The organism is Bacillus sp. SRL543 (assembly GCF_984799205.1).
On record NZ_OZ481794.1, the window covers coordinates 2,426,608 to 2,440,922 of the forward strand.

Consider the following 14,315-nt stretch of genomic DNA (forward strand, 5'->3'; position numbering starts at 1 on the left):
GCGGTAATTCTTGCACTTTTATGCTAGATTTGCCCGGGTTGATGAAACTTGGAAGGAAAGTTAATGATTCATAAAAATTTCACAGAAGCAATCTCTAAGCCTCTTTTTACCTTTGTGGATTTTCTATATACTGGAAATGAGGTGAGATATATGTTGATGACTATAAAACGGTATGATAAAGGGATCTTTGCAGTACTTGCAGGCTTGGTTATCGCAGCAAACTGCCTGCTTTATCGGACATCACTTTTTGCTCCTGTCCCCCAGGGTGTTTATTGGGGCACAATGGTGGATTTGTTCATTGTGCTTCCAGGTTTGGTATATTTTTTCCTTTTAAGAAAAAAACATTCTATTCTGTACTTGAGCCCCGTCCTTCTTGCAGCTTATGGCCTCTCGCATTTGATCATCCCGGACGGACAGCTGCAATCATCCAATATGCTGAAGTACATGCTTGTTTTAGGGGAAATCTTTATCCTGTCAGCAGCATTGCTGGGAAGTAAAGAAAAATTATCGCATTTTTATAAAGACCTTAAAGAGCAAAACCGCCACAATTCTTTTCTGAAATATAATCTGGAAAAAACAGCAAAGAAATATTTTTCTGATACAGCTGCGCTCAGGCTTTTATTGTCTGAACTCGCCCTGTTTCAATATTCCTTATTCTCCTGGAAAAGAAAACCCCGTACAGACACAGGTCCAATATTCACCTATCATAAGAAGAAAAGCTCTTCGGCGGTTTATATTATGCTGATTCATGCGACAGTCCTGGAATCGGTTGGACTGCACTTCCTGCTTCATCAGTGGAATGCGGCGGTTTCTTATATCCTACTTCTTTTGAATGTATATGCAGTTTTATATCTCATCGCAGAGCTGCATGCGATGAGGCTGACGCCTTATCTCCTGACACAAGAATTCATCTTGCTGCAAACGGGATTTTCTCAAAGCATGGAAGTAGAGCTTTGCAATATTAAAAGCATATCTTACTACGAAGGTCCCGAGAAGTTTACAAGGAAAGAACAGCAAAACCTCTATGATGCAAGAGCCATTGACTTTATGCAGGAAAAGCCGCAGATTGAAATTATGCTCAAAGAGCCGGGAAAAGTACTGATGCCCTTTGGAATTATCCGGCAGGCTGACAGGATTGTGCTGGATGCCGATGATCCGCAGGCATTTGTGGCAGAACTCAAATCCAGGCTGACAGAGTAATAAGAAGCCGTCCATCTGAATGGACGGCTTTTCATTCTATAAGGACTAAAGGCAGTTTTTTTTAACTGGCTGCGGCTTTTTTGCCATCGGTCCGTTTTTTATTTTTTCCACCAGCTGTCAAACATGGAAGCAGGCAGCTGCCTTTTGTGTTCACTGAACAGATATCTTTTTTCAATTTTTTCGGCAGATTCCGCCGATACTTCTTTGCCTTCCAGGTAATCATCCAGTTCATCATAGCTGATCCCCAGCTCAGTCTCATCTGCCTGCCCCGGCTTATTATCAAGAAGGTCGGCTGTCGGAGTCTTGAGGTAGAGGCGTTCTGCTGCACCCATTTCCCTCAGGAGTGCCTTACCCTGGCGTTTCGTGAGTCCTGTGAGCGGTAGTACGTCTGCACCGCCGTCTCCATATTTCGTAAAGAAGCCGGTAACCGCTTCTGCTGCGTGATCTGTGCCGATAACCAGCAGGCCTTCCTGACCGCCGATAGCGTATTGTGCAATCATGCGCATCCTGGCTTTCACATTTCCTTTATGATAATCAGATAAAGGCTCCCCTTTTGTAACGGTGTCAAATTCTTCCTTAACAGCGTCTACAGCATTTTTCACATTGAACACGTATTCAGTGTCGGCTTTAATGAAGGATAATGCCAGCTGGGCATCTTCCTCATCCTGCTGCACTCCATATGGAAGGCGTACGGCTATAAAGCGTGCCTCATGGCCTTCACTTCTCAATTCCTCTACTGCCATCTGGGCCAGCCTGCCTGCAAGTGTCGAATCCTGTCCGCCGCTGATGCCGAGTACATATCCTTTTGCCTTGGAGACAGCCAGATAATCCTTTAAGAACTGGACTCTATTTCTGATTTCTTCGGAAGGATTGATTTCAGGCTTTATATTCAATTCTTCCATAATTTTTCTTTGCAGATTCATACTGTTTCTCCTCCTCTATTGGTTCCGTTTTACTTTTTCTCTTACTTGCTCAATATTGCGCATTTTATTTTCCCAGCACTTAGTGCTCAAATCGACTGGATACTCCTCTGGATTGAGGGAACGTTTGTATTCGTCCCAAAGCACATGGAGATTGCTCTTCGCAAAAGCTTGGATTTTGTTGAGTTCAGGGGTTTCATATACGAGCTTCCCATCACGGAAAATATCATGGTGCAGCTCCTGCGCCTTGAAGCTTGTAATGAATTTGCTGATAAAAGTATGGACCGGGTGGAACATTTTGAGCCTGTCTTCATCCTCCGGCCGTTCATCCTCCATGGCAATATAGTCGCCCTCTGATTTCTGATTAGCCGTATTGATGATCCTGTAAACTTTTTTGATGCCTGGGGTCGTAACCTTTTCAGGATTGCCGCTGATTTTGATCGTGTCTTTCATGGCACCTTCTTCATCCTCGATTGACACCAGCTTATAGACAGCACCGAGGGCAGGCTGCTCATATGCTGTAATCAGCTTTGTCCCGATGCCCCAGGTATCTATTTTTGCGCCCTGGGCTTTCAGGTTCATGATCGTGTATTCATCGAGGTCATTGGAGGCCACTATCCTGGCATCCGGGAATCCAGCTTCATCCAGCATCCTTCTGGCTTCCTTTGAAAGATAAGCAAGGTCGCCGCTGTCAAGACGTATTCCTATAAAGTTGATTTTATCGCCAAGTTCCTTCGCTACCTTAATGGCGTTCGGCACTCCGGATTTCAGGGTATCGTAAGTATCTACCAGGAACACACAGTCTTTGTGCCTGCGTGCATACTTATGGAAAGCAGTATACTCATCCCGGTAGGCCTGTACAAGTGCGTGGGCATGCGTGCCGGAAACCGGGATCCCGAAAAGCTTGCCGGCGCGCACATTGGATGTCGCATTGAATCCCCCTATGTACGCCGCTCGTGTTCCCCATATTGCAGCATCCATTTCCTGTGCTCTTCTCGTTCCGAATTCCATTGCCGTTTCCTCGCCGACCACCTGCTTGATGCGGGAAGCCTTGGTTGCAATAAGGGTCTGGTAATTTACAATGTTCAACAGCGCCGTTTCAATCAATTGCGCCTGGGCAAGCGGGGCTTCTATCCTCATGATCGGCTCGTTGCCGAAAACAAGCTCTCCTTCAGCCATAGACCGGACAGATCCGGTGAATCTCAAGTCTGCCAGATACTCAAGGAAGTCATCTTTATAATGAAGCTCATCCCTTAAATAAGAAATATCTGTTTCTGTGAAACGGAAACCTTCCAGATAGCTGATCACCCGTTCAAGGCCGGCAAAAATGCCATATCCGTTTCCAAAGGGAAGTTTTCGGAAAAACAGCTCGAACACCGCTTTCCGGTTATGAACACCATCTTCCCAGTATGTTTCAGCCATATTGATTTGATATAAGTCAGTATGAAGAGTCATACTGTCGTCCAAGTACTTTCCTGTCATGTCCTACCTCCAAAGATTACTGTTTTACCGAAGCATTCAAGCTGCCTTTGAAATGTTCCAGGGCCCAGCTGTGTCCTGCCTGGTTGAAGCTTGCGACCGCCTTCTCATGCACGATGATTTTAAAGCCTTTATTATAAGCATCCACAGCTGTATGAAGAACACAGATATCGGTACAGACCCCTGCCAGGTGAAGTTCTTCAATCCCCCGCTCCCGCAGCTTAAGTTCAAGATCAGTGCCTGCAAAGGCGCTATAGCGCGTTTTATCCATCCAATGGACATTTTCCTTACTCTGGTGCTCTGTAAACACGTTTTTCAGGCTTCCATATAAATCCCGCCCTTTAGTACCTTCTATATTATGGGGCGGATAAAGCTCTGTCTCAGGATGAAAAGGGTCATTTTCTTTGTGCAGATCAATGGCAAAAACGGTAAAATGCCCTTCTTTAATGAAAGTCTCAGTCAGGTTTGTTATGTATTCTTCGATTTCCTGGGCAGGCTTGCCGCACGGCAGGGCTCCGATTACAAAATCATAGGTGTAATCAATATTGATTAATGCTTTTTTCATATAGAATTCCTCCCTCATTTTAAGATTAAATCTATTATAATCCAATACATGGAAGGAATCATCCAGTAACACACCAAAACACTGCATCTTCTACGATGATACCCCAACTCCCTCAAATTTACTCTTCTAAAGCCCTGAGCAGCCCAATCACCTTCCTCCCCGGAGAATATTATGTACTGATGCGATGAAAAGGGGTGTGAACAGATGATTAATTGGAAACAGTTCTTTGCTGTACTGGTCCCAGTCCTTCTGATAGCAGCCATTCCGTTTATTGTTTTCCACTCAAGTGCTTCAAAGGAAGACGGCAGCGGCAGCCGAACCGACCCGGAGACAGTGGTATGGGGAGTCGATTCAGCCAGCATGACAACCGAAGAGCTATTTTCCTGTGTTAGGGAAAACTTTGGGAATCCCAGAGTCTGGGGGAGGTATCTGGGAACGAAAGAAGGAGTTTCAAAGGGACTGACAACAGAGGAAGCAGCCTATCTGCAATCCAGTAATGCCGGCATTCTGCTGATTAATAACCAATTTACAGATGCAACAGGCATTGAAAATGGAAAAGAAATAGGTGAATTGGGGATTAAGCTTGCCAGTGAGCTCGGTGTTCCGGAGGGGGCCGCCATTTTTGCGGATATAGAGCCCAACTATCCGGTTGACTCTGATTTTATCAGAGGCTATTACAGCGCCATGACTGAATCTCCATACAAGGCAGGGATCTATGGCGTTTTTTCCAGCGGCAGCATGCTATCTGCCGCTTATAATAATGCAGCAGCCAACAGCGGTGAGCTGAAGAAGAACACCATTGTTTGGACTGCTTATCCGCAGACGGGCATCACCGCTGAAAACTCGGCTCCTTCTTACGCCCCTGAAGCTCCGGAAGGGTCAAATGTATTGGGCTGGCAGTATGGGCTTGATGCTGAAGCCTGTAATATCGATACGAATCTATTTAAAGGATCTATGCTTGAGTATATTTGGCGGTAGTACAAACAGCCTGGCTCCCTGCAGCCAGGCTTTAACTGTATGTAAACTCATTGGAATTTATAGTTGACATTAAATTCTGAAAGGTTTACATTTTAATTGTTAACATACATACGATTATAGTTTACAGAAAAGGAGAATCTTCATGACTAAAGACCAACTAAAACTCAGATCAATGATTGTGACGGCATTATTTGCAGCAATCATCGGAGTGCTGGCACAGATTACTGTTCCCCTCCCCCTCGTGCCCATCACTGGCCAGACGCTTGCCATAGGACTGGCAGCTACCATCCTTGGATCCCGTTATGGAACTTTATCGGTTATTCTATATCTGATTATCGGCGCTGCCGGTGTTCCTGTTTTTGCTGAATTTTCAGGAGGCATTTCAAAGCTGGCCGGTCCGACTGGCGGCTATCTTGTCGGCTTTATTCCTGCTGCTTTTATAACCGGCCTGTATATTGAGAAAATGGGTTTCACCTTAAAGCATGCATTAGTGGCCAACATAATCGGGATGTTCATTACCCTGATTTTTGGAACTGCCTGGCTTAAGATTGCGGCAGGCCTTGGCTGGGGTGCTGCACTTGCGGGAGGTTTTACTCCTTTCCTTGCTGTAGGGGTCATTAAAGCAGCACTGGCTGCATGGGCCGGTATCATTGTAAGACGCAGGCTTGTGAGCGCCAGGCTTCTTTTCACTTCAGGAGCCGCAGTAAAAGAGTCTGCTTAATGTGCTGACAAACTGGGGCTGTCCATTTTATGGGCAGCCTTATTATTTTCTGATGATTTTTTTTACAATAAACGGTGTTCCCAGAAGGACCGGGAACAGATAATAGCTGAGCCTGTACAAAAACAGGATGAGCATGGCAGCTTCACTTGCAACCCCCTCCCTCTGCATCATTAAGAGGAAGATCAGATCAAAAGATCCTGCTCCGCCCGGAATCATGCTGATAATTCCCGTACACAGCGCTATGATTACGATCGGGAACAGCTGAAAAAAGGATATATTCACACCGATTGTATGGGAAATGCCCCATATGCAAAGTACAATGAACAGCCATTCAAAAATTGAAATGGCAATCAGCTCTGACACAAAGCCCCTTCTATTTCCCGGAATGTCCCAAAAAGGCTGCCGCCGCCAATAAATGGCTAAAAAAAGCGGGTTATAAAAAGCAATCGCCCACAGCGGCACCCCCTCCCAGCCATCCAGCTGTCCAGCAGATTCTGCTATAACAGCAAGAGCAAAAAAAGAAAGACCGGTTAAAAAGAAGAAAGAGAGCTTGGCAGCCGTCCGGACCAGCGGACTGTCCTTCGGCAAATATTTTTTATAGAAATACGTCCTGAGGGTGGCGCCTGCTATTCCGCCGAGCCCGACGATATTGGAATAAGCGTTTGCTGATAGTGAATAAAAAAATAATTTCGTTTTCGGTATATGCACAGAAAACAGCTGAAGCAGTACCACATCATAAAAGTACATAGGAGAAAGGGCGGCTATCCCAAGAGCAAAAATATAGAGCAAATCCAGAAGCGAAAGGCTGCGGGCCAATGCGGCAGAAGCATCCCAGTCCAATTTTGCGAGCATGCCTTTTGCTTCATATCCTAAAATGATGAGAAATAATACTGGCAGCGCAATTTTCAGAAGAAAGATATATCTACTTTTAAATGCCACCCTTGTCCTCCTCTCTTTTCCAATCTTTGAAAGCTATAACTTATCTTATTCATTCTTTCCTGTAAAAAGAATATGGAGCATGGCTGGCATCAAGTGTGCTTACGCCGGGCAAAATTGCCTTCAATGCGGAAATGCCTTATAATAAAGGTATTGGCCTACTAATTTATGGGGTGAATGAATGTTTGATCTGTTAATGGATTTTACGAATATTCCAGCAGAATATACATTGTATGCGAGCTTCATGCTCGGACTTACAGTAAAGTTTTTCTGGGCTTGGAATATTGAATATTCTTTTAGAGAATCTACATGCAGACCAGCTGAGCTGTGCACTGCTTCCAACGGCCTTAAGCTTTATGAAGCGTGCGGCAGGCTTTTTAGCCCCCTTCTCCGCTGGATTGCCAAATATATACGCGCCAAAGAAGGATCGGGCAGCGATTCCGAGGATGCAGACTCCTCCATTACACTTAAATTTATTTTATAAAATTTAAATTAATGGAGGAATTCAATTGAAACCAAAAAAAAATCTTGCTGCATTTCTTGTTCTGTCATTAACAGCTATCTTACTTTCCGCTTGCCAGGCGGCACAGCCGGGCCAGCAGAGTGAGGGCTTTTTCAATACCTATCTTGTTCAGCCGTTTGCAGGTGCCATCCATATGGTTGCTGAATTATTCAACGGCAACTTCGGCCTTTCCATCATCCTTATTACACTGATCATCCGCCTGGCCCTTATGCCGCTTATGCTTAAGCAGTACAAAAGGCAGCAGGATATGAAAGTCAAGATGGATGTGCTGAAACCGGAAATGGACAAGATCCAGACTCAATTGAAAAAGACGAAAGATCCAAAAGAACAGCAAAAACTGCAGCAGGAAATGTTTGCCCTTTACCGCAAGCATGGAGTCAACCCGCTCAATGTGGGCTGTCTGCCAATCCTGATTCAAATGCCGATTCTTATGGGCTTTTACTATGCCATCAGGAGTTCTCATGAAATAGCTACGCATTCTTTTCTTTGGTTCAATCTTGGACAGCCTGATCTGCTCATCACAGCTGCTGCAGGTATCGTCTATTATCTGCAGTTTAAAGTGACTCAGGCCAATATGCCGGTCCAGCAGCAGAACCAGATGAAATTCATGGGACTGCTCTCGCCGATCATGATTGTCGTCTTCTCTTTCAGCGCTCCAGCAGCCCTGCCTTTATACTGGACAGTGGGAGGAACATTCCTTATTCTGCAGACACTGATAGGACGCAGGCTTTATCAGGCGGCTCCAGCAGCCAAAGAAGCAGGAGTATCCAAATAATAACGAAAGAAGCATGAAGGGATTCCCCCTCATGCTTCTTTTTTTATTGATGGAGCACAGCATTGCATAAATGGACTGGAACTCTGAAATAATGAAGAATAGAAAGGATGTGGGATTGTGATCAGCAAAAGGCTATTTCTAACCGGATTTGCAGCCCTCTCTGTCCTGCCTGGCTGCGGTTTAAATGAAAAAGATACATATGATGATACGGCAATCAGGGATATGGGAAGCAAACAGACTGAAAATCTCGTCAGCACGCCGAAGGAAGACAGTGAAACAAACACAAAGCTGACGGATCCTACAAGGACATCTTATGACGGGAAAAATGAAGCACCCAGGCTGATCCTGGATGAAGATGCTTCTAAAAGAATCAGCAGTATGGACATAATGAATGATGCTGTCGTGATTAAAACGAATAACCGCACATTTGTTGCGGTAAATCCAGATACTGGTTACCGCCTTGCCGGAAACTCCAGGCAGGAAATCAAACAGGCAATACAGGCAGAAAACTCTGCAAGAACTGTTTATATAACAGAGGATGCAGAGTTTTATAAGCACGTAAAATCCTATCAGGAAGCAATCATTGCCGGAAAGCCGGTTGATCAGCTATACCAGGAGCTTATGATGCTTGCAGAAAAAACATTTCCAGATTCTAAATAGGACAGATATAGCCTAATTTCTGTATGAGCATTTCTTTTACTTCCGGCCATTCTTCTTTTAAAATGCTGTAATATACCGTATTCCTGGCGTATCCATCTGCTATGATCCTGTCTTTCCGAAGGATGCCCTCTTTAACTGCACCGAGCCTTTCAATTGCCTTCTGGGATCTGACATTCCTGCTGTCCGTTTTTAGCTGGACCCTGTTCATATCCCATTGTTCAAAAGCCTGCCTTAGAAGGAGAAATTTGCATTCCGTATTCACAGATGTCCGCCAGACCTCTGGCGAATACCATGTAGAGCCAATTTCAAGCGTTTTATTTTCCGGCAGGACGTCCAGATACCTGGTGCTGCCAACAAGCCTGCCGGATTTCTTCAGGGCCACCGAAAAAGCCAGTTGTTTCCCTTCCTTCTCCAAGAACGCGGCTTTCCGGATATCTGTCTTCATTTCTTCAAGACTAAAGATTTTTGTTGCCGTGTATTCCCAAATCTCCTTATAAGCAGCAGCCTCCCACAGCCTTATGCTTTGATCTTCACGCATAGGGCTAAGCCTGACGGACTTTCCTTCAAGGATGGGCGGTTCTATCCATAATGCCATAGAATTCTCCTCCTGTTCTGCTAAGAGAATATGTATTCGACAATAAGTGAGAAAAATCCTTTTTTTCGAAAAAAAATTAAAAGCCCCAGGCACATTGCCTGGAGCTCTCTTCTTAAGCTTCCTGAAAGTAATCTTTATAAAAACCGCTCACTTTTCCGGAATTGTCTGCGACAAAATAAAATTCTTCTGTCTCATTTTTAACTTCATACTCTTTACCTTCAGTAAGCGCCCTGTTCACTATATACTTGGCTGCATTCGTATGGATGCATTTTACTGTTTTTAATGTTGGCCGTTCATGCCAGTCTAAATGGATCATCTTTTGCCACTCCTTCAGCTTTTTCACTTCTTAGTATAAAGAATCGGGAGCCTATATAGCAACTGGATTTTCCTCTCCATCAGGTTTTGGCTGGATATTAGTGATGATATTATCAATATATTCTTCATCAAACGTGTACATTTCACCTGTTACAATATTCTTGCATGTTATATATGTTTTTTGGCAAATATTATCCAACCGGATGAATTCTAAGTATTGATAAAGTTTTTTCTTATAGATTACTTCAATCAGCAAGCCATTATCCATTATCATATTCATATGCTGACCCTCTTTCTGAGATGATGGCAAAGGTTATTTACCACCTGGAGGGCCAGTATTAAACCTCAGGATGGGCTCTGGCAGAATTTTTTATTCCGTTTGGTCTGCTAAGGGGATTTTGGAATGAAGCGCAGAGATATTTTCTTCAAGCTTCTTGAAATATTCTTTGCTCAGCCTTCCTCTCGCGCCGCGAAGAATTTCATCTGCATAATGGGCAGGTGGTGCCAGCTCCTCGCGTTTATTGTACACATGAAAAGAAAGGACGTTTTTATGCAGCCTGCCTCCTGATTCGATATGAAGGAAAACAGGCCTGTACAAGCCTCCATGGAAGCCTTCCCGTATAAACAGGTATTCGACTGCATCGAAAGGCAGTTCATAGAGAATACCTTCTGTGATTCCGCCATCCTCAATGATATCTCCTCTGCCCCCATCCGGCCTCTCCAGGAGATATTTCATTGAGTAGCCTTCCAAAAGGCCGGTGCCAATGACTTTCTGAAAATAATGATCCACCTTTGCGAGCCGGAATCGTTCATCGTCCATGCAGGAACCATAGGCAAAATACAAAACCCTGGCTGGAGGGTCCTCCAATAACCTGTAAAGCTTCCAGTCGCCATGGAGTATCGGTTTTACTAAAAGATCGTCCCTGTTGGATATATATACAAAACCGCTGGAGGTGCCAATATCGGTATGAATATCCTGTTCCACCCTGTCATAGAGGTTATCCTTGCGGCCCGGGATATAATCCTCTAATTCATCCAGGTCCTTGAATTGGTCCGAATGCACCTCATATAATTCGCCGTATACTTTCTGATCGGCTGAGGACATCATGGAAGGATAGCCCAGCCCTGTATCATATAGTTCACCGTATACCCATGCCTGCTCTGCCAGGCAGCGGCTGGTCTCCAGCAAATAATGATTTTCTTCATGCTTTCTTAAAGTTCCGTAAACAAACAGCTTCACGTAAGACAATGTTAAACCTCCAAAATAATGATTGATACCTGCTCAATTCCGAGATGTTCCGCTTTATGGCTATTATACAAAAAATCAAAAGCAGGGGCTATTCGAAGCCCCTGCTTTACGCGACTGGAGATTGAGCTGGCTTCATTGGCAGGCCGCCCTATTCTTAAATAAAGGATATTGGCAGTAAAAAGGATATTTATCCGGTTTTTCCTTTTCTCTGTGGGTTATCACTGCCAGCTCTTTTTCCCTGAATTGGCTGAGCTTCTCAAATACATAAGTTTCTTCATACATTCTGCTGCGCCTCCCGCTATATGATATGCTCATTATAAACAATATAACTTGCTGCAGCATTGGCGGGAAGGCGGAATGGGTTTCAGTCTTTTGAATGAAAAAGGGAGTATCTTATTTATGGCGGGAAAGGACTTCCTGTTCTTTTTCAGCAATTTCCTTCGCCTGTTCCCTTAATTTGAATTTCTGGATTTTTCCGGAGGCTGTCATTGGATATTCTTTCACAAATTCTATATAGCGGGGAATTTTGTGCCTCGATATTTTCCCCCGGCAAAATGCCCTGAGCTCTTCTTTCTCCACAGCTTCCCCTTCCTTCAGGATAACCCATGCCATCAGCTCTTCTCCGAAAACCGGATCAGGGACTCCAGTCACCTGCACGTCCAGCACTTTAGGATGTGCATACAGGAATTCTTCAATTTCACGGGGATATATATTCTCGCCTCCCCTGATCACCATATCCTTCAGGCGTCCGGTAATGCTGCAATAGCCGTTCTTATCCATCACGGCAAGGTCACCTGTATGGAGCCAGCCGTCACTGTCAACCGCTTCTTTAGTCGCGTCAGGATTTTTATAATATCCTTTCATAACATGGTAGCCCCTTGTGCATAGTTCGCCCTGGGTTCCTCTTGGAACTTCGTCTGAAGTCCCAGGGGTGACGATCTTTACTTCTACATTAGGCAGCGCCTTACCTACTGATTTCACACGCAGTTCAATCGGGTCATCGGTCCTTGTCTGGGTGATGACCGGAGAAGATTCCGTCTGACCGTTTTCAATGACTGCCTTCATCACTTCTATCGGGCAGTTCGAGCCAGCCATGATTCCTGTCCTCAGTGAGGAGAGGTCATATTCGCCAAAGGAGGGGTCGTTAAGTTCTGCAATAAACATCGTCGGAACCCCGTGAAGCCCGGTGCATTTTTCGTTCTGGACGGTCAGAAGCACCTCTTTTGAACTAAATTCCTGGACAGGAAGCATAGTAGCACCGACAGAAACGCACGCCAGGGTGCCAAGCACACATCCGAAGCAGTGGAAAAAAGGGACAGGGATGCATAGCCGGTCCTCCCTGCCCAGTTTCATACAGCCTGCAATATTGCTGGCATTATTGATAATATTGGAATGAGTCAGCATCACGCCTTTAGGAAAGCCCGTCGTTCCTGATGTATATTGCATGTTTATTACATCATCCGGCTCCAGGGATTCCATTCTGTCATCCAGCTCTCTATCTTCAACCTCTTCGGAAAGCTTTATAATATCTTCCCAGCAGTACGTCCCGGGTTGCCTGTTTTCACTCATGACAATGATATTTTTTAGAAAGGGAAGCTTTTTGCTCTTCAGCTGTCCCGGTTCAGAGTCCTTCAGTTCTGGAACAATTTCATACAGCATGTCTATGTAAGAAGATCCCCGGTAATTTTCCTGTAGAATTAAAGTGGAAGAATCGGACTGCTTGAGCAGATATTCCAGCTCTGCCGCCTGGTAATTCGTATTGACGGTGACCAGGACTGCGCCCATTTTTCCTGTGGCGAATTGGCAGGCAAGCCATTCGGGAGTGTTGGCTGCCCATACGGCGAGATGCTCCCCTTTTTCAATGCCAAGCTTCATCAAGCCTTTTGCTGTCTTCCGGCAATATTGGTCAAATTCCAGGTATGTCATCCGCAGACCCTTTGTATGATATACGACGGCTTCATGCCCCGGGTAAAGCCGTGCTCTTTCTTCCAATAATTTTCCGACCGTCGTATTCAGCAATCCCTGCATAAAATCCCACTCCTCAAATTCTTAATGAAAAGGCTTACGAATATGGTAACATATTTTACAGAATATTCAATTATTAAAGAACAAAACGGCCCTGCTTTGAAAGCAGGACCACCTAAAAGATAGCTGTAGCTTTATTTCCTGCATGAAAACAGCAGGAATAAAGGAATTCTTCTCCTCCGTTCATACTCCGATTTATCTCTAAAAAACCTTTCCTCCGGAACCGCTTCTTTAAGAGACTCCACCACGAGGTCCGCCTGCTGAAGGATGGTATAATATTCCTCAATGGTCCTGTGGTATTTTACAACTAAATTGCCTATCCACGGCTCTTCCCGTCTGCCGGTCTTAAAGTAATCGTCGACGATCCAATCCTCCCTTTTTCCATCAGTGGCCATGCTTTTGAAAGAAGCTGTCAGCAGCGGATGCTGAAGGCTGATGACCAGCCTTCCTCCAGGCTTCAGGCTCGTGCGGGTATGAGACAAAACCGCGTTAAGGTCTTCTATGTAATGAAGGACCAGCCTGGATATGATGAGATCATACTTTTCAGATGTCCATTTATAATCTTCGATCCGGCTGTGAATCACTGTCCCGCTGGTATGTTCCAGCTTTGCTTGAGCAAGGGCTGCCATTTTCTGCGACCCTTCGATGCCTGTATAAGAAGAACAGCCTGCCTCGAGCAGTGCGGACGCATATACACCATCCCCGCAGCCAAGTTCGAGAATCTCTTTTCCTGCAGGGCTGCGGAGCAAAGCGGAAAAAGCGGGCTCCTCCATCGCATTATTGGGGCTGTCTTCCCGCTTCCTCCTGGTTAAATAACTGTTAAAAAACACGCTGTCATCATAGGCTTCTGGCCCTTTAAATGGCATAGCTCCATCCCTTTCTGCAGGTATTCAAATCTTCTGAATTTTATCATAAATCCAGACTGTAAAAAAGACGCTTGAGCGCCTTTTTTACAGTCTGCTTGCAGCATCGCGGATAGATTTGAGGTAAAAAGTTCTTTCACGCGGTCCGTCAAACTCACAAAAATAGATGCCCTGCCATACACCAAGCAGCAGGCGGCTGCCTGACACGATGATATGCTGGGAGGCTCCCATTGCTGAAGCTTTCAAATGTGCGGCAGTATTTCCTTCCTCATGACGGTCTTTCAGGTGATTCCATGGAAAAGTCTCATCCAGCCGGTTGACCATATCTGTTTTCACATCAGGATCGGCATTTTCATTGATTGTCAGCCCAGCCGTTGTATGAGGGCAATAAACAAGGACTGCACCTTCCTCTATTCCCTGTTCAGCGGCAAAATCCCTGACAATCTCAGTTATTTCAATAAATTCATCCCGCATCCCGGTCGATAGTGTATACTTTTTCAGCATAAGCACT

18 protein-coding genes are annotated in these 14,315 nt (G+C 45.0%); 6 read left to right on the forward strand and 12 right to left on the reverse strand.

Annotated features, from left to right (window positions below; all coding sequences use genetic code 11):
• The first annotated feature begins 150 nt into the window (after positions 1-150).
• A complete protein-coding gene (locus AC4E8B_RS12160) occupies positions 151-1,200 on the forward strand; it encodes a hypothetical protein (protein WP_490219328.1) in 1,050 nt (349 codons plus the stop codon).
• Between the two features lie 98 nt (positions 1,201-1,298).
• On the opposite strand, the gene nadE is transcribed toward AC4E8B_RS12160, so the two are convergent.
• The 3 genes from nadE to AC4E8B_RS12175 are packed head-to-tail and all read right to left on the reverse strand — an operon-like array spanning position 1,299 to position 4,164.
• Positions 1,299-2,123, reverse strand: a complete 825-nt coding sequence (gene nadE / locus AC4E8B_RS12165) for an NAD(+) synthase (RefSeq protein ID WP_490219329.1) — start codon at positions 2,121-2,123, stop codon at positions 1,299-1,301.
• 15 nt (positions 2,124-2,138) lie between these two features.
• Positions 2,139-3,602: a nicotinate phosphoribosyltransferase gene (locus AC4E8B_RS12170; RefSeq protein ID WP_490219330.1), complete on the reverse strand. Its 1,464-nt coding sequence runs from the start codon at positions 3,600-3,602 to the stop codon at positions 2,139-2,141.
• A 16-nt stretch (positions 3,603-3,618) separates the two neighbouring features.
• A complete protein-coding gene (locus tag AC4E8B_RS12175; RefSeq protein ID WP_490219332.1) occupies positions 3,619-4,164 on the reverse strand; it encodes a cysteine hydrolase family protein in 546 nt (181 codons plus the stop codon).
• Positions 4,165-4,368: 204 nt separating this feature from the next.
• Here AC4E8B_RS12175 and AC4E8B_RS12180 point away from each other — a divergent pair, with 204 nt between their 5' ends.
• A complete protein-coding gene (locus AC4E8B_RS12180) occupies positions 4,369-5,142 on the forward strand; it encodes a glycoside hydrolase domain-containing protein (protein WP_490219333.1) in 774 nt (257 codons plus the stop codon).
• Between the two features lie 142 nt (positions 5,143-5,284).
• Positions 5,285-5,863: a biotin transporter BioY gene (locus AC4E8B_RS12185; RefSeq protein WP_490219335.1), complete on the forward strand. Its 579-nt coding sequence runs from the start codon at positions 5,285-5,287 to the stop codon at positions 5,861-5,863.
• Between the two features lie 42 nt (positions 5,864-5,905).
• Here the strand turns inward: AC4E8B_RS12185 and AC4E8B_RS12190 are convergent, their stop codons facing one another.
• A complete protein-coding gene (locus AC4E8B_RS12190; protein WP_490219336.1) occupies positions 5,906-6,802 on the reverse strand; it encodes a lysylphosphatidylglycerol synthase domain-containing protein in 897 nt (298 codons plus the stop codon).
• A gap of 178 nt (positions 6,803-6,980) precedes the next feature.
• Here AC4E8B_RS12190 and AC4E8B_RS12195 point away from each other — a divergent pair, with 178 nt between their 5' ends.
• The 3 genes from AC4E8B_RS12195 (at position 6,981) to AC4E8B_RS12205 (ending at position 8,757) form a co-directional block, all read left to right on the forward strand.
• Positions 6,981-7,283, forward strand: coding sequence for a hypothetical protein (locus AC4E8B_RS12195; RefSeq protein ID WP_490219338.1), 303 nt, complete (start codon positions 6,981-6,983; stop codon positions 7,281-7,283).
• Positions 7,284-7,308: 25 nt separating this feature from the next.
• Positions 7,309-8,097, forward strand: a complete 789-nt coding sequence (gene yidC / locus AC4E8B_RS12200) for a membrane protein insertase YidC (protein WP_490219339.1) — start codon at positions 7,309-7,311, stop codon at positions 8,095-8,097.
• 117 nt (positions 8,098-8,214) lie between these two features.
• A complete protein-coding gene (locus AC4E8B_RS12205; RefSeq protein WP_490219341.1) occupies positions 8,215-8,757 on the forward strand; it encodes a YhcN/YlaJ family sporulation lipoprotein in 543 nt (180 codons plus the stop codon).
• On the opposite strand, the gene AC4E8B_RS12210 is transcribed toward AC4E8B_RS12205, so the two are convergent.
• From AC4E8B_RS12210 to AC4E8B_RS12245, 8 genes are all read right to left on the reverse strand, one after another.
• Entirely contained in the window at positions 8,750-9,352 is a 603-nt protein-coding gene (locus AC4E8B_RS12210) for a GNAT family N-acetyltransferase (protein ID WP_490219343.1), read from the reverse strand. The two genes, AC4E8B_RS12205 and AC4E8B_RS12210, sit on opposite strands and share 8 nt — an antisense overlap.
• 112 nt (positions 9,353-9,464) lie before the next feature.
• Positions 9,465-9,668, reverse strand: coding sequence for a DUF6501 family protein (locus AC4E8B_RS12215; protein ID WP_490219345.1), 204 nt, complete (start codon positions 9,666-9,668; stop codon positions 9,465-9,467).
• Between the two features lie 51 nt (positions 9,669-9,719).
• A complete protein-coding gene (locus tag AC4E8B_RS12220) occupies positions 9,720-9,947 on the reverse strand; it encodes a hypothetical protein (RefSeq protein WP_490219347.1) in 228 nt (75 codons plus the stop codon).
• Between the two features lie 90 nt (positions 9,948-10,037).
• On the reverse strand, positions 10,038-10,907 hold the full coding sequence (locus tag AC4E8B_RS12225; RefSeq protein WP_490219649.1) for a gamma-glutamylcyclotransferase: 870 nt from the start codon (positions 10,905-10,907) through the stop codon (positions 10,038-10,040).
• Positions 10,908-11,048: 141 nt separating this feature from the next.
• Positions 11,049-11,198, reverse strand: coding sequence for a hypothetical protein (locus tag AC4E8B_RS12230; protein WP_490219349.1), 150 nt, complete (start codon positions 11,196-11,198; stop codon positions 11,049-11,051).
• Between the two features lie 111 nt (positions 11,199-11,309).
• On the reverse strand, positions 11,310-12,935 hold the full coding sequence (locus AC4E8B_RS12235; RefSeq protein WP_490219651.1) for an AMP-binding protein: 1,626 nt from the start codon (positions 12,933-12,935) through the stop codon (positions 11,310-11,312).
• Between the two features lie 140 nt (positions 12,936-13,075).
• Positions 13,076-13,807, reverse strand: coding sequence for a class I SAM-dependent methyltransferase (locus tag AC4E8B_RS12240; protein ID WP_490219351.1), 732 nt, complete (start codon positions 13,805-13,807; stop codon positions 13,076-13,078).
• Positions 13,808-13,891: 84 nt separating this feature from the next.
• The gene (locus AC4E8B_RS12245) at positions 13,892-14,308 is read right to left on the reverse strand and encodes a secondary thiamine-phosphate synthase enzyme YjbQ (protein WP_490219353.1); all 417 of its coding nucleotides are present in this window, start codon (positions 14,306-14,308) and stop codon (positions 13,892-13,894) included.
• Positions 14,309-14,315 lie beyond the last annotated feature (7 nt).

Bases quoted from the DNA above. Each gene is read 5' to 3' on its own strand.
- AC4E8B_RS12160 (WP_490219328.1), top strand. From the start codon at position 151: ATGTTGATGACTATAAAACGGTATGATAAAGGGATCTTTGCAGTACTT.
- nadE (WP_490219329.1), bottom strand. From the start codon at position 2,123: ATGAATCTGCAAAGAAAAATTATGGAAGAATTGAATATAAAGCCTGAA.
- AC4E8B_RS12170 (WP_490219330.1), bottom strand. From the start codon at position 3,602: ATGACAGGAAAGTACTTGGACGACAGTATGACTCTTCATACTGACTTA.
- AC4E8B_RS12175 (WP_490219332.1), bottom strand. From the start codon at position 4,164: ATGAAAAAAGCATTAATCAATATTGATTACACCTATGATTTTGTAATC.
- AC4E8B_RS12180 (WP_490219333.1), top strand. From the start codon at position 4,369: ATGATTAATTGGAAACAGTTCTTTGCTGTACTGGTCCCAGTCCTTCTG.
- AC4E8B_RS12185 (WP_490219335.1), top strand. From the start codon at position 5,285: ATGACTAAAGACCAACTAAAACTCAGATCAATGATTGTGACGGCATTA.
- AC4E8B_RS12195 (WP_490219338.1), top strand. From the start codon at position 6,981: ATGTTTGATCTGTTAATGGATTTTACGAATATTCCAGCAGAATATACA.
- AC4E8B_RS12210 (WP_490219343.1), bottom strand. From the start codon at position 9,352: ATGGCATTATGGATAGAACCGCCCATCCTTGAAGGAAAGTCCGTCAGG.
- AC4E8B_RS12215 (WP_490219345.1), bottom strand. From the start codon at position 9,668: ATGATCCATTTAGACTGGCATGAACGGCCAACATTAAAAACAGTAAAA.
- AC4E8B_RS12220 (WP_490219347.1), bottom strand. From the start codon at position 9,947: ATGAATATGATAATGGATAATGGCTTGCTGATTGAAGTAATCTATAAG.
- AC4E8B_RS12230 (WP_490219349.1), bottom strand. From the start codon at position 11,198: ATGTATGAAGAAACTTATGTATTTGAGAAGCTCAGCCAATTCAGGGAA.
- AC4E8B_RS12240 (WP_490219351.1), bottom strand. From the start codon at position 13,807: ATGCCATTTAAAGGGCCAGAAGCCTATGATGACAGCGTGTTTTTTAAC.
- AC4E8B_RS12245 (WP_490219353.1), bottom strand. From the start codon at position 14,308: ATGCTGAAAAAGTATACACTATCGACCGGGATGCGGGATGAATTTATT.